The sequence below is a fragment of the Serratia sp. PAMC26656 genome, from assembly GCF_016469055.2.
Classification (GTDB): domain Bacteria; phylum Pseudomonadota; class Gammaproteobacteria; order Enterobacterales; family Enterobacteriaceae; genus Serratia; species Serratia plymuthica.
The window spans coordinates 317,231-335,459 of sequence record NZ_CP150486.1 but is presented as its reverse complement, the minus strand read 5'-3'; the positions used below and the strand labels follow the sequence as shown (position 1 = coordinate 335,459).

Here is an 18,229-nt window from a genome sequence, read left to right as displayed (position 1 = left end):
GTTCATATAAAGAAAACTTCGAACTTTAGCGTGTATTACCACACAAGGATTACCTTATGTCTCTCCGCTTAAGACAAACATTTACTCTTTTCCCCGGCGTACGCCTCAACATTGGTAAGCGTGGAATAAACGCGAGCATTGGTGTGCCGGGTGCAACAGTCAATGTTGGACAAAAAGGAATTAGAGCAACAGTAGGATTACCTGGTTCTGGTTTATCGTATACAACACCTAACTTGCCCTACGAAGATAAGCGCCCAGTTACCAATTCACTAAATCCGTCCTCTACAGAATCTCATTTCGAGATACCTAAGGTAGTGCCAAATAACATTCCTTCCAACGCCAAAATTTACATGCCCCAAGCCGGCATGAATGAAATTTCCAGCGCTTCTGTTGAAGTTCTGACAAGCACATCCCTTTTACCTTTACGAGATTTGATTGCCAAAGCACGAGAGCAAAGAGCAGAGGTAAAAGCTGATTTACAAGAAGCAATTGCAGAAGAGTCAAAACAAAAGAGCGAATTGGTTCGACGTAAATCAAGCCTGTTCCGTTGGTTTTACAAGCGCCGTATTGCGGAACTTGAGACAGAACTTCCCCAAACCCAGTACCGGGTGTTGACGTGGATCTGTTGACACCTGTTGAGGTGAAAGTAGAGACGCTCATTCAAAATGCCGTCCATATCGTGACCTGATAATACTCGTGACTCCCCGTTCAGTGACGGGGAAGTCATGGGGCTTAATATACCGGGCATCTTCGACTTTAATCGGGTTACTGACGCCATCCAGGCAGGTCATTGTCAAGGATCTCAGAGTCCGTAAACACGGCAACTCTCGGCGTAAAAGCAAACTCGGGAGGACAGTTCAGGCTTTCATCAGATGGGTCATCATACAGCCCGAGCCTCCGCGTTCACCGCCAGGCCGCGCAGGCGGTCAAGCTTTTGCGCCACCCTGCGGGCAGCCTCGAGCTCGCTGCAACCAAACTCCTGCATCAGCGCGCGACGCTCGGCTTTCTCTTCTTTCTCGGTCATCCCCAGTGCCAAATACAGGCTCGGTGGAACCGCACGGAACAGCGCCTCGAGCTTTTTCGACAGCACCACACCTTCGGTATAGCAGCCGGACAGCTTGCTGGCCGACAGTAACACCACCTTTTGCTCCTCGGTCAGCGCCTTGAAGCGGGCAATGTCGTTGACCTCCTCCGGCGGCATCGTCAGACAGACCCACCACTCCGCCATATTCAGCATCTTCTCGGCAATGTCAGGGAAGTCTTTCAGGTTCTGTGTGGCCAGCCACAGCCAGGCCCCGAGCTTACGCCACATTTTGACGATTTTGGTCATGTATGGCGCCAGCAGCGGGTTCACCGTCACAATGTGCGCCTCATCCACCGCGAACACGATATCCCGCTCAGAGTACTGGTCTCGTTCGGCAATGTTGTTGATGGTATTGGTCAGGCTAACCATCGTTAGCGCCATCTGCGCCTCATAGCCCTCACGTGCCAGATGCCCCAGGTCAATCAGGGTGACATCGGCCTCTGGCCACAGGCTACCTTCGCGGTTAAACAGCTCTGCTTCAAAACTGCCGGCCTGGGTAAACATCCCGAGCGACTCCGCCATTTCCGCCGCTTTGGCCCGGCGCTGTACGTTACGGATATCACTCCCCTCGTCTTTGGAGAGGGTGTACAACGCCTTCTGCAGGTCTGCCGGCAACATCTGCCGCCCTTCGTCATAGGTCTGCCGCGCTGCCATCAGCAACGCCTCACGGATCATCGCGCGGTCGGCGCGTTTCAGTTCATGCTCTTCCTTCGCATCGCCGCCGGTGATCATCATGCGCGCCGAGATTTCCATTTCTCCCAGGTAATCGCGCTTGTCATCATCCTCGTAGTCATCGATGTCCGGCAGGTCATTTTCATTCAGGGCCAGCGTCGTTAACACATCATCGACCAGTTTATGCGCGTAGGAGAACGGCGGCAGCGAGACACCACTGCCTGGCTTGATGCTCACCTTGTTCACACTGAGCCCCTGGCTCTCGAAGTAATCGGCCAGCAACCCAAACGAGTTGCCCGCTTCTGCGATAAACAACCGCGGCCGGTGTATCGCCATCAGTTGCGATAAGGTCGCACATAGCGTCGCCGATTTCCCCGCGCCGGTCGGACCAAAATACAGCATGTGCGCATTTTGGCTGCGGTCATGCCTGTTAAGCGGATCAAACGTCAGCGTACCCCCGCCACGGTTGAAGAAGCTCATACCGGGGTTACCGGTCCCGATTTCGCGGCCGGTCACCGGCAAGAGCCCCGCCAGGTGTTGCACCCAGGTCAGCCGGGTGTACCAGTGTTTCTTGTCCGTCTCCGGGTTAAAACACATCGGCAGTGCACGCAGGTAGGTATTGAGCGGCGCCACATCAAACTCTGGGCGAACCGGTTGCAAGCCGGCGCCAAGCAACACGTTGGTCAGATCGACACGCTTGTGATTGAGCGCGGTCAGATCACCGGCACGCAGCAGGAAGGTGATACCGGCACGGTACAGTTTATGCCGATTGCCCAGGAACTCTTTCACCTGTGCCACGTCCTGGCGCACGCGGCCGGACTCGGTATTTTCGCCGACGGCGTTTTTGGCAAGCCGGTTAAAGTCGTTTTCCAACGTGTCCTGGGGCTGCACCACGATGGTCATGCACAGCATCGTTCCCTCCGGGAACAGGTCCATCAGCGCATTGATTTTCTTCTCGCCGCGTTTCATTTCACCGGTGATGGTGCCCGGCTCCGGCGGGCGGCGCAGCTTCTCGACGGGAATGGCGCAATGCGCCTGGTTATCGAACCACCATACCCCCTGATCCGGATCGGATACGGGCGGGGTGAACAACAGGGTCTCGGCAAAATCATTCTGCACCGGCATGACACCTTCCGGCGTGTCACGACTGTCAAAATAGGCGGCGTCGCGGTACAGCGTCGCTTTATCCACCCACTCCGGGTTAGGGTTAAAATGACGCAGCAACCAGTCATGGACCTGAGCCCCGTTCTGGCGCACGCAGGCAACGCCTGCGCCGGCGAGCGCCCCGGTCACCCGCTCACAGGTCTGATTGAGCATGGCAATCGGTGGCATCGGATCATGATTGCTCTTGCCAATCCAGCGATACACCACCATGCGGGTCCGTCGCTGTTGCCCGCGCCACGGCTGGTCTGTTATCAACGTGTCTTTGAACAAGCCTTCCGGACGGGCGATACCGCGCATATGACGTTCGGTTTCCTTCAGCCAGTCTTCGGTGAACGCGCTGCCCTGGGCATGGGGTTTGACATAATGTCGCAGCCTGTCGATATACGCCTCGACGTTGTTCTCGTCCTGGCAGAAAAACTGCACTACCCAAGGGTTGTCGTCATGTTCATCAAAGGAGTCCTGCAGTGCATCCTCCACCGTATCGCGCATCTGCTCCAGACGATCGTCCGTCCGCCCTTCAGTAGCCACCGGCGTGATGTCAAAAACAGCCCCGACGGATACGCCATCATCGAGCAGGATACACTGCTCACGGTCGAGAAACTCCGCCCAGGGCAGGTAATCAACGATGGACGGATTAGCGTGGTACACCAGCTGCTCATCCTTTACCGTCATCTTGCCTGGGCGCCGTAATGGCTCACGCCCGTCTACGGACAGCGGCACGCCATCCTCGCTCGCAGTCAATGTGTCCTGGACACCCGTCGCCGGTACCGTCGGCTTCTCGCGCGTCAGGCGTTTTTTATCAAACAGGGAAAATCGCATCAGTAAGCCTCCGTCCGTTCACCCGGCATCGCATACTGCACCTGGCTGTAGAACGGGAACACGGTGCTGTACCCCGGCACCGGCGTGTTACCGTCCGCCAGATGCGGAAAGACATACATCACCATGTCGGGATTCGGCAGTCGCGGGAACTGCTGGCTGATTTCGCTTTCCTGCGTGCGGCTGTAACTGCGATCATCCGCCGCTGTCGCCTGGCGTTCGCTGTCGGTGAGCGGCCGGCGCAGACTGTCGCGGGCCGCCACCGCATTACGTGCCGAACCGCCGCCATCTTCACCCTGCCACAACTCCAGCATCGAGCTGTCGCCCGGTGGCAGCATTTCCTCTTTCGACGTCGAGCAGCCGGCCAATGCCATGACGCTGACGATGACAGCGGTAGCCAGGACTCGGTTAAATAAGTTTTTCCGCATGATTATGATTCTCTTATAAGCATAAGCAGCACACCCAACCAAAACGCGCTGCTGGACAGCAAGACCAATGCCCAACTCTGTGGGCGACTCATCCTTTCGCATTGACGCCAGAGCCACAGCATGCCTTTTCACCTCTGAATGACGCGTTAATCCAGCCCGCCGTTGCTACCGTTTTCGCCAGGCAGGCTAAAGCCGTCGTAACGTACCTTGCGCCCTTTGGTCTCAAAGTCGATCGCCAGTTGGCGAGTAATGTGCACGGCCAGTTTCTGGCCCGGAGGGACGTAGACGGCGTCGAACATCATGCCGTAGCGCTCACGCACCCAATCGGCGGCCTCTTTCATTCCGCCGGACAGCGCCTTGCCCAGCACCGCCTGGCCGGCATTACCGGTCATGGTGGCGCTGATACCATTGACATTGTTTTGCGTGGTGTATTGCCCCTGGCTGATCCCCTCACCGGCGGCGCTGGCGGCCGACAACGCGGCAATGGTCGGCAGATAGGTCGAGGCATTAGATTTACGCTCCCCACCGATGCACGGAATACCGTTGTCATCGGAGATCCAGCCAATACCGGCGGTGGTACTGACGTCCTTCGCATTACCGCCGGCATTATTGTTGCTGCCGTTGGCATTCATGTTGGTGTTGGGTTTTGGCAGGGTACGCACCGTACCGTCCGCAAACACAAAGGTAATGCTGTTGACCTGGCCACGCACGCACGACAATGTCCAGTCGCCGCTGGCCGTCCCGGAGACAATCGCCCCTTCCACGTCCGGCAGCTCGATGCCGTTCGCTGTCAGGTTGTCTTTGCCAATCATCAGTTTGAACGGGTAAGGGTCAGTCACTGTGCCGTTGATCGGGACACGCCCCAGCAGCGCCGTCATGGCACGACTGCCCACCAGAGTGGAGTTCTCAGGCAAGGTAAACACCGGCTCGGCATTCTCCTCCGCCCTTTTTTCATTGGTGCGGCCTTTTACCTGCTGCTCATAGGCGGCTTTCTGGCGCGTGATGGCGTTATCAGAGAGGAACGACGTCGGGAACTGCGGGCCGTCTTTGGCGCTGTTCGGATTGCGCGGATCGGGTTCTTTCATGTCCTTCGGTCCCACCCACATCAACCCGTCCTGACCGGGAGCTGCGCCACCTTCTCCGGCGCCCATGCCATCCAGGCCCAGACCGAGTGGGATATCACTGTCGCTCTTCGCCTTGTCTTTGTTCCCGGCCAATTGATCGGTCAGCGTCTGGATTTTCCCCATCAGCGTTTGCTGCTCCTGCTGAAGCTGCTGCTGACGCAGCTCGGCCTGCCTTTGAAAGCCGGCCACGGCTTCGTTGACCTGACTGGAGACATTGGTATTACGCTTGCGCAGCGCTTCGTTTTCTTTCAACACCTTGTCGATGTTGTTTTGCAACTCAGCCTGCTGGGCCCGGGTGGTTCGCAGGGTGCCCACCAGGGTACGCAGCGTGTCCTCCGGGGTATCCCCCTCCACGCCCAACGCCCGCAGTTCCTCCGGCGACATGCTGGCCAGAACGTTATGCGCCTGTTGAGTCTCCTCCTGCGTTTTACCACCGCGGCAGGCTTTAAGCCCAACGAGGATCGCGGCGGCCAGCACACCGAACACTATCACTTTCGGCAGCATGTTAGATTTCACATCAGCCATGGTTTGCCCTCTTCTTCGCTGCCTTCACCGCTTTGCGAACCACCGACGGCTCCGCGACAAACGCCCCGTCCGGGCGACCGGCGGTGACCAGGTACAGCGTGGTGGTGTCTTCCGGGGTCCCCACAGGACCGAGATAACGGTGCTGGAAGGTGGCCGTCACAAACTGCCCCTGCAGTGCCCGTGGATCGAGCATGATTTTGCGGCTGGCCGTGTTCTGCACCTTCAGCGCCACCACGTTACGCTCGCCAATGCCCCAACCACCCAGCGGCGTGATGGTCACCGGTTCTGACGGGTATAGTGTGGTGATGCGTTTCGGCAGGTGCGGGTTGACCGGGTGAATGCCCGGCACCGCTTCAACCGTGCGCACCGGACCGTACAGGCTCTGTGCAGCGTAGCGTGTCAGCACCACCGGCAGCGGCGCGTTGTATCTGATTTTTTTACGCTTCGCCTGAGTGCCATCCTCCGCTCCAGGCACTGCCGAACTGTTCCCAACTGACGAGGCCGGGGTATCATTGCTGCTACTGACCGATGTCACGTCACCGCGATAGACAATGCGCACCGGCTCGGCGGAACCTTTATCGGATGCAGTAACATCGAGGAGAATAACCTCCCCGTTCTCTACGTCCTGCAGCTGCAGACGCGTTGGCGGGAATGCAGCATCAGCTTTCAGGTAAACCGCACCGCCACTGCTTTGCACCCGCAGCTTGCCGTTCAGTGCCGGCGGGAAGCCGACGCGCACATTTTTATCGGCAAACAGCACCCGCTCCTTGCCGACGGCCAGCGGGATTTGTAACGGGATACGCTCCCATTTCATCAGTTCCTCCGCCTGGGAAACCGGTACCGTGAACGTTGCCGCCAGGGGAAGCACACTCAGGGAAAGCGCCAGAACACGTGCTTTCATCATTGGAATACTCCTTTCTTCTCAGGCGCGGGTTCCGCTGGCGCCGCAGCCAGACGCTGTGGCACGCTGTCGTAACAATCCAGGGCCAGACCAAATTCATTACGCTCCGGATCCCCTTCTGCACGAACTACTTTCAGGGGGTAGCGTGTCAAAGCACGCTTCACCGGTTCACCGGCGAAAGACTCGTCCGCCACCAAATCAAGGCGCACCACCCAGTTATCACGGCCTTTTATCGTCACCGGGCTCTGGTTATAACGACCGTTGTAGCCATGTTCGGGGATTTCAAACACCACGCGCGTCCTGCCTGCAAGCTCTCCGCTTTCGCTGCGCTTTTTGGCATCCGTCTTCAGAAAGCGCTCACACGATGGCGTCAGGTACGGCGACAGGCCATTGATTTTGGCCGGGTAATCCACCTCACCGTTTTTTGGCCAGGCATTGAGTTGCTGAAAGATATAAAAGCCGAAGCTGTAGACTGTTGATGGCGGAACCTCCCACCAGGCGCGGGTAGAGCCGCTGCGCAAGTCCGGCGGATTATGGATAGTCAGGTTGTCCGGTGCCCGCATCCAGCCAATACTGGCCACCAGAAGGAAAACGACCAGCACGCCGCAGGCAACGCGTAATGTGAGAATGTGCTGGTCACGGTTTTTTACCGCATGTCTGAAACGGCTCATATGGACCTCTTAACAACGCGGCTACGGCGCAACGACCAGCCCTGTTTGTCGATAATCAGGGTGGGATCACCCCACCCCATGCGACGTTTACGCGCCTCGAGGCGCTGCCAGATATAATTCTCCGGTTTACCGCGCTTGAGGCGCGTCAACCGGCTGCCACCAAACCAGATAACGAGGAGAGGGGTCACCAGCATACCGGTGGGTATCACGACCCAGCCGGCAAGGGGAAGAAACGGCAGCGACACGAGCAGACCCAGTCCCACACCGGCCAGCGCCGCCAGTCCCATCTCCGGGGTGGTAAAGCCCCGGAAAACGACAGGCTCAGCGTTAAGGCGATCAGGCAAAAATCGGATAGTCTGCATAGCGAACGACCTTAGAACAGGATTTCAGCGGACTTGCCGACCAGCCAGATAACCGCCACGACCAACACGATACCGACCACGATAATGGCGCCGAATTTACCCCAGTTGGTTTTCCCTTCACGGACCTCATGAAATGTAGAAACCGCTGACTGGGCCACCACGATAAATGCCACTGCAGCCAGCACCAGACCGACCAGCACAATGCCGTCCTGCAGATAACCTTTCAGCGTACCCATCAGTCCACCACCGCCACCGGAAGACGGTGGCTCAACGCTTGGCAGAGCAGCCCGTGCGGGTTGACTGGCGGCATAAGCCAGAGAAGTCACCACCGCGATACGCACAGAGAAATGACGGAAAAGACGAACTACAGCATTCATAAAACATTCCTTTTTGCAGAGTGAAATTAACAACATGTAAAGCCGTCCAGTGTTTCAGCTGGCGAACATCCAGGTGACAACGACCAGCAGCAGCACGAGCCTGACGGCAAACTGCACCATCGCCGCGTTGCGGATCTTTTCGTTGCTCCACCCTTTCCAGATATCGGTCAGCGCCCAGGCCGCCCAGACAAACAGCGTCGCCAGCAACCCGCCGATGCAGATCAGCGACAGGATGTTGGCTTCAACACCGCCACTCGCCGCTTTGAAGGCTTGTTCCTGTGCACCAGTCATGGCCATCAGGGACGCTCCCGACGGTAATTGCCGGCCACAGCGCTGCCATCACGCGGTTGCGCGCGCGAAGGTTCCAGATAGCGGTCAATGCCGGCATTGATGGTCTTGAGATCGGCGGTAGCGCGGGCATAGTCGAAGAAGAAACGACCGCGCTCCGACGGGTCAGCCCGAACGGCGGCAACACGCGCACGTTCAAACGCTGCCTGTACCTGAATCAGCATGCGCTGGGCAGACGCCAACTCATCTTTTTCAGCAGCCTGGGCAGGCAGTGCAGTCAGCAGAGTCAGCCCCAGCAAACAACCTACGCCGAGACCACGAATAACAGGGATAGGCATACACAAGCACTCCTTAACGATTTAGGGTGCTGTCAGGGTGCGATAGATGTGGCGGGAGGTCAGTGGTTAACTCTTTATGGAATTTTGATAATTTTTAAACCGGGGAAGGAAGATGCAGCCTGACCGTATGCAAGAGCCTGGCTGCCTGTCAGCCAGTAATTACCGACAGTGCGAGTATCAATAAAGACTGACTGGCGAAAGCACTATATAACAAGATGCGGGGCTACATGCTTAAAAAGGAACAAAACCCATTTTTTATTGGAAAGAGAATATGAATTAAGCCTGTGTTGTAGGATCCTCTTTCTTTACCCACAGGGACATTAACTCACTTTGAGGATATAACAATGGACTTAGATACCCGGCTTGTTTAGCCCCTAATAGCAGAGTAAGTACTTTCTAGTTAAGTCGAAAGTACCACCAGTTTAATACTGGTGGTACAGAGAGTGAGAACTATTTTCAATTAATTTAACTCAAGTAAACTATTTATTGTCTAACTATTACTTCCCTTTTTCTTTACCTGTAGATTTACTAGGCTTTAATGCTGGTGTGTTTCCCGGCGTATCTTTATTATCACGGCGGCGTTGATCAGGTTTCCCTGTTGAATCAGCAATTGGTTTCGGACCAGGTTTAAGACCCATGACAATATTCCTTCAAATGTTTAATGAGGAAAGCCCTCAGACTAGATATATGCAATTCAGTAAAAGTTATCAAGAGGCTCGTGCCAGAATTCCCGAAACTTCCGTGACAACAAATGAATCAATCACTTGATACCCTACTATTCATACAAAACAGGATAAGTGCTCTTCAATGCCAACCACCACTCCACCGGCAAGGGAGGGAACGCTCCCTCACGTTCAGCCCTCTGAAGCCCCCTTTCGTCTGATACTGCCGCGCCGCACAGCGGCTTGTCTGCTGACGGCAGCGCACAAAAACCAGTTTTGTACGCCGCCGTCCAGCCTGGCTTTCAGTTCTACAAATATTTCTTAAATGACGCTGTCGTCACAGTCACCGCAACACCGAACAGGATAGCAGCCGGCAATAGTAACAGGTTGGGATACACCGCAGTCGGCCAGGACAGATACAGCATGCAGGGAATATAGATAGCCGGCTTCACCATCCTCTTTGCATGGTGGTAGACAAAGCTGCTTTCATAGCCAGCGCCATAACGACGGATATCACGCCGCCCCAGGCCTTCTGTCAGCGCAACTAGGACCACCAGGATAAACAGCGGGATGGTCAGCACAAGAATGGTCACCCGCACCAGGGTGATGACGGTGACATATACCGTCGCCACCAGGTACTCTTTGAGCGTGGCGGCCAGCCAACCACTCCAACTGTTCAGCTCTCGGGCCACCGCATTCTGGCTGTTCATCTGCGAGTCATAGGCACGTTGGATCCAGTCCCAAAAACCACTGTCCACGAAGCTCCACTGATACGCCTGGCCAATCCACCGCGTGACAGTGACTGACGGCTCAGACAACATCAGACTGCGGGTAAACTCCGATGACAAATACCTCATTTCGGTATGCATCACCGCTTCACTGTGCGACGCGCCAAGTTCTGGCCAGAAGAATGCCATCCCGACATATTCAATCACCAGGCTCACTAACAACGAGGCTAAGAACATCCCGATCAGCATCCATGGCCAGCCCCACAGTACGTTGTAAAACAACCCATGCTTGCGAGGTTGTACGGGCTGCTGAGGCTGATTATTCACCGCTTGTGACATTCAGTCCCCCTTTCATGACCGCATCAGGCATTACCGTGCTGGCTGACCACCATGACTCACTGGTCCGGTAATTGCGCTGCATCTCCTCGGCAATCTTCTGCAGGTTGGGCGGCATAAGCGCATCATCCCTGTCACCGCAGGGTAACGGCATCCGAATTTTCCACAGCTGACCACCTTCCAGCAGCGCGAACGCCTGCCCTTTCGGCAGGTTAATCACATCCGCCGGGGCGAGCAATGGGGCTTTCACGGTACCGACACGGTCCTGGGTATTGGAGGTAAAATCCTGTCCCTTCTCCACATCGGCCGTATCGGCATGCCCGGATACCAGGGTTTTGGTGTAGATATCCACTTCCGGCAACTGTGTGGTAAGTAACTGCGCGGTCCGGTTCTCACGCACTCGCAGCATGATTAGGGTATTGAAGTTACCCGTGACCTGGGCCGCCTTGGCGGTACTGCCGATGCGCGCCTCGATATCCGACTCGGTTTGCGTGTAAGCCGTCACTTGCATGCCGGCACCACCGCCTTTGTTGATGAGAGGGATAAATTCGTCACCCATCAGCTCATTGAACTCATCGCAGTGCAGGTTGATCGGAAGTTTGCCGTCGGCACGGGTCGGTAAACCGCCATGCATGCCGTGTTTATAGATATGACCGGCCACGGACACCAGATCAGCAAACATGCTGTTGCCGACAGCAGAGGCGACCACACCGTCCGACAATGCATCCAGCCCGACGTAGACAATACCGCGCTTGCGGATGACCTGCTCCCAGTCAAATATTGGCCGGGGATCGTTCATGTCCATGTAGTTCGGCGCCAGCAGCTCTGCCGTTTTGCCGGTGGTGAGTTTTTCCAGCAGAGGCAGCAGGGAGGCGACGATTTTATCGAAATAGGTACGGTCATAGCGCACGGCTGAGCGCAAGCCATCCAGGATAGGGTCGTACAGCTGCTTGCCGGCTTCCGAGCTCAGGGCCATTTCAACCGCGAATATTTTGACCGCGTTCGGTTGTCCCTGCATGTTGCGCGGCACGTCCTCCTCCGTCAGCACCTTCAGGTTGTTATCTATCTGCTGCTGCAGTGCCGGCATACGCGTTTCAATGACCTTTTTCGCGTAGGTCTCATACAGTTCGCTGATGTTGTTCACATAACGGGTGATGAGGGTGTAGTCCGGTCGCTGCCCCAACGCGACCAGAGCACGCGCGACGATGTTGACGAATCGCCAGGCAAACTCGCGGAATGCCGCACTATTGCCCTCCCCACTCAACTGCCCGGAGATACGGCCAGCGACTTCCGACACGCGCTCAAAACGTCCGACGGCGTTATAGCGGGCCGAGATATCTGGCCAGCCCAGATGGAAGATGAACAGCTCATCCCCGCGGCCGGCACGGTGGGCTTCAGCCCAGACACGCCGCAGCAAGTCCGCATCACCTTTCGGGTCAAACACGATGGTGATGTCACCACGCCGAATATCCTGAGTGATCAGCAACTCAGCGAGGCGCGTTTTGCCCACACGGGTGGTCCCCAGTACCAGGCTGTGGCCAACACGCTCGCCCAACGCCATCGAGACATCGAGCTCATCAGGTTCAATGCCGTGAATGGCCGGGTTTCCCCCGACCGGTGGCAGCGGCCTGACCGGGTTCAGCGCAGAGTCTTTGCGCAGCAGCTGCGACAGCCAGGGCATGCTGTACTCGGTCTGCAGTTCAAGGCGGCGCGCCAGTTGATAAGCCCTGGAGGGCTGGACATACTTCTCCACTTCCGGCCGACGCGTATCCATCAGGCGCTGGGTATGTTTTTGCTGCCAACGGAACCCCTTGCCCAGGAACAGCCGTTGCCGGCTGATCGGGATTTGGGCGCTGGTCATGACATATCGCGGCAGCTGGCGCAGGTTACGGCGATAGCGGATCACCTGCATCCCCTGTCGGGCGCGTATGGCAGACAACACCGCAAAGCAGCCGGCAGTGACATAACTCACTTCAGGCGCCAGCGCCACCGACCAAGGGGCGACAGCGCACACCACAGCCGCCGCCCCGGACACAATCGCCGTATTGAGCTCCACCGCCGGCCGCAGCAACGCCTCCATCACATGCCGGTTACTCATGCGCCCTCCTTGCCTGGAGCCAACAGACGTTTCCACCAGGTCCCCTTCTTCGGTGTAGCCCCCGGTTTGATGTACCGGATTTCAAGCTGACGACGTAATTGCTCCGCTTCCGCGGCATGATGCAGGATAAATCTCTGCTCCCCATCATTGCTGGTCGTATCATCCAGCGTCACCGTAACCTCAGTGTGCCAGGTGTCCACTTTCCAGCCAGGAGTATCATCACGGGAAACCGGCACCCGGCGTGCTAACAGTGCCAAATATACGCCCCGCAACCGCAATACCGACACCATCGCTGACAGAGCTTCACACGCTGTCATAAAAGTGTGGTCGACCTGATATTGGCTCAGGGAGACATTGTGCAGTTGCGTCACACCATACCCCAGCAGATGGAAATAAAAGCGCGCCAGGCAACTGCGATGATTCCCATCAGCGCTAACATACCAATCCAGTCCGTCCAGGCTGACAAAGCTCATCCCCTGATGGGATTGTGTGGCTTCGGTGTAATAACCCGGGTTGCTTTCAATCAGCGGGATGTTGATATCCATGCGTTTGCCCCGATGCAACAGGTCGAGCCAGCTCATCCCGGCATACTGCGGGTGGTCGGTGCCCACGATACGGAACACATTAATACTCCCCCTGTCAGTCCAGTAATGACGGGTGATAAAATCTTCGGCCTGCCGGTATCCAACGTGGCTCCAAGGCTCAATCTGTGTATCGCCCCAGGCTGGTTTGTTTGCTAACACACGCTCAATAAAAGGTTTGTCGTTCATGACACTCCCCCTTCAGAGACATTGGGTATACTCCATTTGAACTCCGTCTTTTCGGATAAAAAAGACAGCCACTGCGCATTACCGGCAAGCAACGCCAGCAGCTTTTGACCACTGACCAGGTGAACGTGGGGATGGTTCTGCAGTAAGGCCCGGCTCAGTTGGCCGGTACAGCCGGTATGAATGAAAAAACCCTGACAGTGGTGATGCCGCAGCAGCGCGCCAAAACTCTTGATATGGGACGGCGTGATGGTTCGGCCGTAACGCTTAGCCTGGATGAGGTATTTTTTGTCGCCGATGATGACCTGCCCATCCAGACCTCCGTCACCGCTGTAAGAGCTATTGCGGATAACCGCATACCCCTGACGCTCGAACGCCAGGAGCAGCAGTTCTTCAAAGACGTAGGGATTGATTTTGCGCAGGTACATCAAACGCTGACCATCGCCACCCAGTTGAGGCAGTCGCTGCAGAACGCGGGCGGCGGTCGCACGATAACGCCGGTGGCGCCGTGCGGAGGCCGATTCACGGCCACGCAGGTTGAGTGTGGCCATCACGGCAATAAACAGCCCGATAAGGAAGACCGCCAGCAACGGGCTCGCTATCAGGGCGGTGCCGAAGTGCTGCGGGGACATCATGGCGTGACCTGCTGGGACAACCCGGTATCGGTGATGAGTACCGGGTAATTCGACAGCTGCAGTCGGCGCGCCAGTTCACTGCCGGAGGCCGGTGCCATCGGTACACCGGGAACCAGTGCCTGCAGAGACTGCAGAGCCGGCAGGTTGCTGACATTCACAACCAAACCTGCAGCATGTCGGGATTTGAGCTCCTGCGCATTCACCTGCAGCCAGTTGCGGCTGACATCGTCATCGCCCACAATAAACAGGGCGCCAATCCCCGGCAGTTGGAGCGGTCTGTCCGTAACTTCTCCGGGCGTCAGTTCCGGCGTAGACACTGGCAACATATTGGCCTGAGCGTCACCAACACCGGGTTGGCCGGATGGTAATGCCGGCGTTTCGCCCTGGGCGTTAATGCCTTCAAAATACGGAGAGGCGTCCTCGCCGCCAACATCGGCAATCACATTCAGATTGGCCAACGCCGTGGAGGTCACAAGATACAGACCGAACAGCAGAAAATTAACGTTCTTCATCATGTCCCCCTTCCCGTTCAACACTGGCCCCAGAATCTGATACCCGCGCCTTACCACCTCCACTGCGCAAATCATCAGCAAATGACAGCGCTTCTTTACACGCGGTGGCCCAGTGCCTCTGTGCTTCGTAATCGGGATGAGAGCTGTCACCAGACCAGGATTTGAAAGCTGATGCCAACTTTTCTACACCTCTAACTTCCGCCTCCTTAATGAGCTGAGGTGCTTTTTCCAGCGCTGTCAGCAGCGTTGCGATAACCTCAGGATTAGCCACATGCAGCCAGCCCACGGTGATTTTGCTACCTTTCGACTGTTGCCACGTCGCCAGCGCTGCCGGCAGTTGTTCTTTCAGGTCTTCCAGTTGCTTATTGGTCATCAGCCTATTGACTCCTCGGCTCAACCCACGTCAGCGCGGCGGTTTGTGTCGCTGCCGGTGTCGGGTCAGGTGTATGACGAGTAACCACTGGCGCCTCCTGGATACCGCTGCCATTGAGGCGCGCCAGTTTGGTTCTCACGATGGATTTATAACGAGCGGCGGGCGCCCCGCCGGCAGGATGGTGATAACACCCGGCGGCTGTCAGCCAACTCCCAGGATTACGGTCATAGCATTCCCGCAGGATGGCCGCCGCCGCGTTGAGGTTGGTGTACGGATCAAATGCCTCCCAGGTCGACGTGAAGTGATGGCCGTTCCAGCCCAGATTGACCTGGGCAATCCCGACATCGATGCGCTTGCTAGGATGTGTTTTCAAAAAGCGCTGCAGCGCCTCCCAGGCCTGCAGGCGGCTGGCGTAACGATACCCTTTGCCGGCAACGTTGATAGTCCAGGGCCAGGGACGTTCCACATCAGGAGCCGGGCCGCCCCCGCGGGTTACAGAGATGATGCTTTTCGGCGCCATCGATGTCTCGGCCAGCGCTACCGAATAAAGGGACTCCGGAGGAACCCCGTGACGCAGCGCCACCTCCCGATAACCGGAAGGGACCTGTTGGGTAGCAGCATGAACGGCTCCCCCACACACAGCAGTGAAGAGGACAAACAGGGGCAACGCCCCCCGGGTCAGAACGCGGCGAGTGTCCATCCGTTTTCCCCTTGTTGCAGCACCACCGGCATCAGGCCATTGCCGAACTTCATCCATCGGCCACCGTCATGATTCAGCGTGATTTGACGTGCGCGTACCTTGTCGATGGGAATGTGATGCGCACGGGCCCAGTCACGCAGCAGGCTGTCATTGCCCTTGCTGTCGACCAGGTAAATGTCGACCGGCCGGTTATCTGCCAGCACCGCCGCCAGTCGTGCATCACACTGAGCGCAGTCCTTCGCTTTCACGAACAGCGCCAGTCGCCCGCCGGTGTCGTGTGCAATACCCACGGCATTGCCCATGTTGACCGGCAACACCCCCATACGCTGCCAGGCGGCATCCACCTCACGCTGGAACTTCAGCTCTTTCTCGGTGCGGGCAAACTCCTGTTTTACCCACTGCTCGGCGTACTTTTTACGTTCGGCATCGCTCTGAGCCTCAATACCGAGGGCGGTTAATGGATCAAGACCGGGGGATTGGGTCCCACGGGGGCCATCCATCAACTGCTGGTAACGCTGGTATTCTTCCCCACTGAGCCCCCACTGCTTGCCCTGTTCAGCCGTCTTATTCGCCTGGCTTTGCTGAAGCTGGCTCAGTGTAGACTGGCTGTTCTCGATGGCCGTCTGCTGTGCCGCCTGTGATAACGGACTCAGCAGCACCAGGGCAATCACGCTGTATTTCAGTTTCATCGCGCTCTCCTTATTGGGCGCTGACGGTCTGCAAACGGCCGTTCACTCGAAACGTCGCTTGCCCGTAGCCAGCACTGACCAGGGTCCAACCGGCGACCGACTCCCCTTCCCCGATTAACCGCACCTGCGACAAATCACTGAATCCCTGCGGCGCCACGGCAGCGAAGGCCGACGCCCCACGCTGCTCCACACCGGTCAGCACGAATGGCGCCTTGCGCGCCACACGGGATACAGCATTACGCGGGGAGGATTTAATTGGCGTGGGCTTGTGCTTTGGGATGATTTTGGCGGTGGCTGAAGGTGCAGCGGGTACGTCCGTTGATGGTGCTACAGTCGGTACAGGCTTTTCAGTTGCTGACTTTTTCACAGACTCAATGCTGTCTTTCAGAGCATCCAGCTCAACCTGCTGAGCCTGCAGCTGTTGCTCAAGTTTTTCCGGTAGCCCATTGGTTAGCGTCAGCGCCCCAATCTGCCGCGTGAGCGAGTCCTGGCGCTCAGCCAGGCTTTTAAGCTGTTTAGCATGCGTCTGCAGCTCATCGGCCATCGAGTTCATGCCATCCTGCGACGCCAGCGCTTTCTGTACCTGCTCAAGCTGGGTAATACGCTGGTCGACATGTTTGATAGCCCCAGAACCGACGAGGCCGGCAACCAGAACAACAACGACGCCTGCCGTTGCCACCCAGAAGGTTTGGCTTTTCAGCAACCCTTTTTTTGCCGACGTCATCGGCACCATGTCTTCATTATGCCCTGTCATTTTTTCAGCCACCCACCTGTTGCCGGTACCGAGTTAACGGCTTGAGGTGCAATGACCGTCGAAGCTGGACGTGCTGAAACCGGCTTATCTGGTACTACCGTCACTGGCGGAAGCTGTGTCGCCGGCAATTGATACCCGTCACGCAAGCTGTGGCAGACAACACGCTGTACGTCGTCTACCTCCAGCTGCCACGCGGGGCCGGCCAACACTTGCAGGGCCGTACGCAAACGCATCGGCCCCAGTTGATACTGCACCGCCGGCAACGCCTGGCGGTACAGCACGCCGTTTGCCGGTCCGGTCACGCACAGGGAATAGCCCGACTGGCGCAGCGCGTAGCGCAATGCATCAGCAACCGTCGGTTTTACTGACGCCGGAATACGGATATCGATGATTTGCGAGAGCGGATCACGCTGAACCGCCGCCGGGTCAGTACTGACCAGTAAATAACGGTCGTAGCGCACCACCTCCGGCGCCTGCCCGTAGGCATCCGGGCTGACCGGCTGAACATTGCGATTGACGGTGACAGATGGCATGACAGGGGAAATATCGCGCTGCTGCAGAGGCTGCTGAGTAACACATCCGGTCAGCATGAGTGCTGCCAGGGAAGAGACGAGAATTGTTTTTTTCATCCGGAAGGTTTCCTGTTCAGTGACAATTGACAGGTGTCACTGTGCGGTTACCGTCCGGGACGCTCAATTAACAACTCTTTATTGCAAAATAAAAAAAGCGCCAACCAAAGGTCAGCGCTCATACTCTCTATCCTGATTTACTGCTCTGGGTAGAAGTCTTCTTCCAGGATCTGAACCGTAGACCAGACACAATTATCAGGGAAACCATCGAGGCCAGTCTCTTCTGCCGCACTTGCTACAGCATCAGACCACACCTCTTCGAGCCATTCCGCGTCTGCAAGGCAGATTTTCAGACTTGGCGTTTTACGTATACGCAAGCGTACTGATTTACGCTGCTCTTTTATTGTTCGCTGCCAGCTTGAGCCTCGACGCCCCGGCTGAAATTGCCACTTCAGAAGGTGAGCCAATAAAACCGCCATCCGGCTGGCCAGTTCGCGTTTTTCACTCTTGCCCACGTCCTCAATTTCCTCGGCAATGTTTTCAATATCCAGTTGGCTAAGTTTACCGGCACGCAGTAACGCCGCCTGTTCATTCGCCCAGGCGACCACGTCGGTATCGTAACGAGTTCCCATGGGAGCCTCCGGTATAGTAGATAG

The 18,229-nt window shown here is 56.8% G+C and carries 21 protein-coding genes and 1 pseudogene; 1 reads left to right on the top strand and 21 read right to left on the bottom strand.

Annotated elements, in window-relative coordinates; genetic code table 11:
* Positions 1-56: 56 nt before the first annotated feature.
* Positions 57-620 (top strand): annotated as a pseudogene (locus JEM67_RS02085) (DUF4236 domain-containing protein); the annotation flags it as partial.
* A gap of 260 nt (positions 621-880) precedes the next feature.
* On the opposite strand, the gene JEM67_RS02080 reads toward JEM67_RS02085, so the two are convergent.
* The 21 genes from JEM67_RS02080 to JEM67_RS01980 form a co-directional block, all read right to left on the bottom strand.
* Positions 881-3,739 carry a conjugative transfer ATPase gene (locus JEM67_RS02080; protein WP_199638806.1) on the bottom strand — a complete coding sequence of 953 codons (2,859 nt, stop codon included), beginning with the start codon at positions 3,737-3,739 and terminating at the stop codon, positions 881-883.
* The gene (locus JEM67_RS02075) at positions 3,739-4,164 is read right to left on the bottom strand and encodes a TIGR03751 family conjugal transfer lipoprotein (protein WP_199638804.1); all 426 of its coding nucleotides are present in this window, start codon (positions 4,162-4,164) and stop codon (positions 3,739-3,741) included. The genes JEM67_RS02080 and JEM67_RS02075 overlap by 1 nt, the downstream gene beginning before the upstream one ends.
* A 146-nt stretch (positions 4,165-4,310) precedes the next feature.
* Positions 4,311-5,813 (bottom strand): TIGR03752 family integrating conjugative element protein, encoded by a 1,503-nt coding sequence (locus tag JEM67_RS02070; protein WP_199638802.1) that lies wholly within the window; start codon positions 5,811-5,813, stop codon positions 4,311-4,313.
* Positions 5,806-6,717, bottom strand: coding sequence for a TIGR03749 family integrating conjugative element protein (locus JEM67_RS02065; protein WP_199638800.1), 912 nt, complete (start codon positions 6,715-6,717; stop codon positions 5,806-5,808). The genes JEM67_RS02070 and JEM67_RS02065 overlap by 8 nt, the downstream gene beginning before the upstream one ends.
* Positions 6,714-7,385, bottom strand: coding sequence for a PFL_4703 family integrating conjugative element protein (locus JEM67_RS02060; RefSeq protein WP_199638798.1), 672 nt, complete (start codon positions 7,383-7,385; stop codon positions 6,714-6,716). Before JEM67_RS02060 ends, JEM67_RS02065 begins: the two co-directional genes overlap by 4 nt.
* The gene (locus JEM67_RS02055) at positions 7,382-7,747 is read right to left on the bottom strand and encodes a TIGR03750 family conjugal transfer protein (protein ID WP_197665628.1); all 366 of its coding nucleotides are present in this window, start codon (positions 7,745-7,747) and stop codon (positions 7,382-7,384) included. Before JEM67_RS02055 ends, JEM67_RS02060 begins: the two co-directional genes overlap by 4 nt.
* A gap of 11 nt (positions 7,748-7,758) precedes the next feature.
* Positions 7,759-8,124 (bottom strand): TIGR03745 family integrating conjugative element membrane protein, encoded by a 366-nt coding sequence (locus JEM67_RS02050; RefSeq protein ID WP_199638796.1) that lies wholly within the window; start codon positions 8,122-8,124, stop codon positions 7,759-7,761.
* Positions 8,125-8,178: 54 nt separating this feature from the next.
* A complete protein-coding gene (locus JEM67_RS02045) occupies positions 8,179-8,421 on the bottom strand; it encodes a TIGR03758 family integrating conjugative element protein (protein ID WP_199638794.1) in 243 nt (80 codons plus the stop codon).
* On the bottom strand, positions 8,421-8,750 hold the full coding sequence (locus tag JEM67_RS02040; protein WP_199638792.1) for an RAQPRD family integrative conjugative element protein: 330 nt from the start codon (positions 8,748-8,750) through the stop codon (positions 8,421-8,423). The genes JEM67_RS02045 and JEM67_RS02040 overlap by 1 nt, the downstream gene beginning before the upstream one ends.
* A 497-nt stretch (positions 8,751-9,247) precedes the next feature.
* Complete coding sequence (locus JEM67_RS02035) at positions 9,248-9,388, bottom strand: hypothetical protein (protein WP_199638791.1); 141 nt, start codon at positions 9,386-9,388, stop codon at positions 9,248-9,250.
* 332 nt (positions 9,389-9,720) lie between these two features.
* A complete protein-coding gene (locus JEM67_RS02030) occupies positions 9,721-10,479 on the bottom strand; it encodes a TIGR03747 family integrating conjugative element membrane protein (protein ID WP_199638789.1) in 759 nt (252 codons plus the stop codon).
* Positions 10,460-12,574, bottom strand: coding sequence for a type IV conjugative transfer system coupling protein TraD (gene traD, locus JEM67_RS02025; protein WP_199638787.1), 2,115 nt, complete (start codon positions 12,572-12,574; stop codon positions 10,460-10,462). The genes JEM67_RS02030 and traD overlap by 20 nt, the downstream gene beginning before the upstream one ends.
* Entirely contained in the window at positions 12,571-13,344 is a 774-nt protein-coding gene (locus JEM67_RS02020; protein ID WP_199638785.1) for a hypothetical protein, read from the bottom strand. Before JEM67_RS02020 ends, traD begins: the two co-directional genes overlap by 4 nt.
* Positions 13,341-13,976 (bottom strand): restriction endonuclease, encoded by a 636-nt coding sequence (locus JEM67_RS02015; RefSeq protein WP_199638783.1) that lies wholly within the window; start codon positions 13,974-13,976, stop codon positions 13,341-13,343. The genes JEM67_RS02020 and JEM67_RS02015 overlap by 4 nt, the downstream gene beginning before the upstream one ends.
* Entirely contained in the window at positions 13,973-14,488 is a 516-nt protein-coding gene (locus tag JEM67_RS02010; RefSeq protein ID WP_199638816.1) for an integrating conjugative element protein, read from the bottom strand. The genes JEM67_RS02015 and JEM67_RS02010 overlap by 4 nt, the downstream gene beginning before the upstream one ends.
* Positions 14,475-14,861, bottom strand: coding sequence for a hypothetical protein (locus JEM67_RS02005; RefSeq protein ID WP_199638781.1), 387 nt, complete (start codon positions 14,859-14,861; stop codon positions 14,475-14,477). The genes JEM67_RS02010 and JEM67_RS02005 overlap by 14 nt, the downstream gene beginning before the upstream one ends.
* 4 nt (positions 14,862-14,865) lie before the next feature.
* Positions 14,866-15,561, bottom strand: a complete 696-nt coding sequence (locus JEM67_RS02000) for a transglycosylase SLT domain-containing protein (protein ID WP_199638779.1) — start codon at positions 15,559-15,561, stop codon at positions 14,866-14,868.
* Positions 15,540-16,250, bottom strand: coding sequence for a TIGR03759 family integrating conjugative element protein (locus JEM67_RS01995; protein WP_199638777.1), 711 nt, complete (start codon positions 16,248-16,250; stop codon positions 15,540-15,542). The genes JEM67_RS02000 and JEM67_RS01995 overlap by 22 nt, the downstream gene beginning before the upstream one ends.
* Before the next feature lie 10 nt (positions 16,251-16,260).
* Positions 16,261-17,004, bottom strand: coding sequence for a hypothetical protein (locus tag JEM67_RS01990; protein WP_199638775.1), 744 nt, complete (start codon positions 17,002-17,004; stop codon positions 16,261-16,263).
* Positions 17,001-17,633: a PilL N-terminal domain-containing protein gene (locus JEM67_RS01985; RefSeq protein ID WP_199638773.1), complete on the bottom strand. Its 633-nt coding sequence runs from the start codon at positions 17,631-17,633 to the stop codon at positions 17,001-17,003. Before JEM67_RS01985 ends, JEM67_RS01990 begins: the two co-directional genes overlap by 4 nt.
* Before the next feature lie 137 nt (positions 17,634-17,770).
* On the bottom strand, positions 17,771-18,205 hold the full coding sequence (locus JEM67_RS01980) for a DUF29 domain-containing protein (RefSeq protein WP_199638771.1): 435 nt from the start codon (positions 18,203-18,205) through the stop codon (positions 17,771-17,773).
* Between the last annotated feature and the right edge of the window lie 24 nt (positions 18,206-18,229).

What these genes read in the sequence shown, in the direction of transcription:
- JEM67_RS02005 (WP_199638781.1), bottom strand. Translation starts at nt 14,861, where the DNA reads ATGACCAATAAGCAACTGGAAGACCTGAAAGAACAACTGCCGGCAGCG.
- JEM67_RS02045 (WP_199638794.1), bottom strand. Translation starts at nt 8,421, where the DNA reads ATGGCCATGACTGGTGCACAGGAACAAGCCTTCAAAGCGGCGAGTGGC.
- JEM67_RS02070 (WP_199638802.1), bottom strand. Translation starts at nt 5,813, where the DNA reads ATGGCTGATGTGAAATCTAACATGCTGCCGAAAGTGATAGTGTTCGGT.
- JEM67_RS02030 (WP_199638789.1), bottom strand. Translation starts at nt 10,479, where the DNA reads ATGTCACAAGCGGTGAATAATCAGCCTCAGCAGCCCGTACAACCTCGC.
- JEM67_RS01995 (WP_199638777.1), bottom strand. Translation starts at nt 16,250, where the DNA reads ATGAAACTGAAATACAGCGTGATTGCCCTGGTGCTGCTGAGTCCGTTA.
- JEM67_RS02050 (WP_199638796.1), bottom strand. Translation starts at nt 8,124, where the DNA reads ATGAATGCTGTAGTTCGTCTTTTCCGTCATTTCTCTGTGCGTATCGCG.
- JEM67_RS02000 (WP_199638779.1), bottom strand. Translation starts at nt 15,561, where the DNA reads ATGGACACTCGCCGCGTTCTGACCCGGGGGGCGTTGCCCCTGTTTGTC.
- JEM67_RS02080 (WP_199638806.1), bottom strand. Translation starts at nt 3,739, where the DNA reads ATGCGATTTTCCCTGTTTGATAAAAAACGCCTGACGCGCGAGAAGCCG.
- JEM67_RS02075 (WP_199638804.1), bottom strand. Translation starts at nt 4,164, where the DNA reads ATGCGGAAAAACTTATTTAACCGAGTCCTGGCTACCGCTGTCATCGTC.
- JEM67_RS01990 (WP_199638775.1), bottom strand. Translation starts at nt 17,004, where the DNA reads ATGACAGGGCATAATGAAGACATGGTGCCGATGACGTCGGCAAAAAAA.
- JEM67_RS02040 (WP_199638792.1), bottom strand. Translation starts at nt 8,750, where the DNA reads ATGCCTATCCCTGTTATTCGTGGTCTCGGCGTAGGTTGTTTGCTGGGG.
- JEM67_RS02065 (WP_199638800.1), bottom strand. Translation starts at nt 6,717, where the DNA reads ATGATGAAAGCACGTGTTCTGGCGCTTTCCCTGAGTGTGCTTCCCCTG.
- JEM67_RS02010 (WP_199638816.1), bottom strand. Translation starts at nt 14,488, where the DNA reads ATGAAGAACGTTAATTTTCTGCTGTTCGGTCTGTATCTTGTGACCTCC.
- JEM67_RS02015 (WP_199638783.1), bottom strand. Translation starts at nt 13,976, where the DNA reads ATGATGTCCCCGCAGCACTTCGGCACCGCCCTGATAGCGAGCCCGTTG.
- JEM67_RS02020 (WP_199638785.1), bottom strand. Translation starts at nt 13,344, where the DNA reads ATGAACGACAAACCTTTTATTGAGCGTGTGTTAGCAAACAAACCAGCC.
- JEM67_RS01980 (WP_199638771.1), bottom strand. Translation starts at nt 18,205, where the DNA reads ATGGGAACTCGTTACGATACCGACGTGGTCGCCTGGGCGAATGAACAG.
- JEM67_RS01985 (WP_199638773.1), bottom strand. Translation starts at nt 17,633, where the DNA reads ATGAAAAAAACAATTCTCGTCTCTTCCCTGGCAGCACTCATGCTGACC.
- traD (WP_199638787.1), bottom strand. Translation starts at nt 12,574, where the DNA reads ATGAGTAACCGGCATGTGATGGAGGCGTTGCTGCGGCCGGCGGTGGAG.
- JEM67_RS02055 (WP_197665628.1), bottom strand. Translation starts at nt 7,747, where the DNA reads ATGCAGACTATCCGATTTTTGCCTGATCGCCTTAACGCTGAGCCTGTC.
- JEM67_RS02060 (WP_199638798.1), bottom strand. Translation starts at nt 7,385, where the DNA reads ATGAGCCGTTTCAGACATGCGGTAAAAAACCGTGACCAGCACATTCTC.
- JEM67_RS02035 (WP_199638791.1), bottom strand. Translation starts at nt 9,388, where the DNA reads ATGGGTCTTAAACCTGGTCCGAAACCAATTGCTGATTCAACAGGGAAA.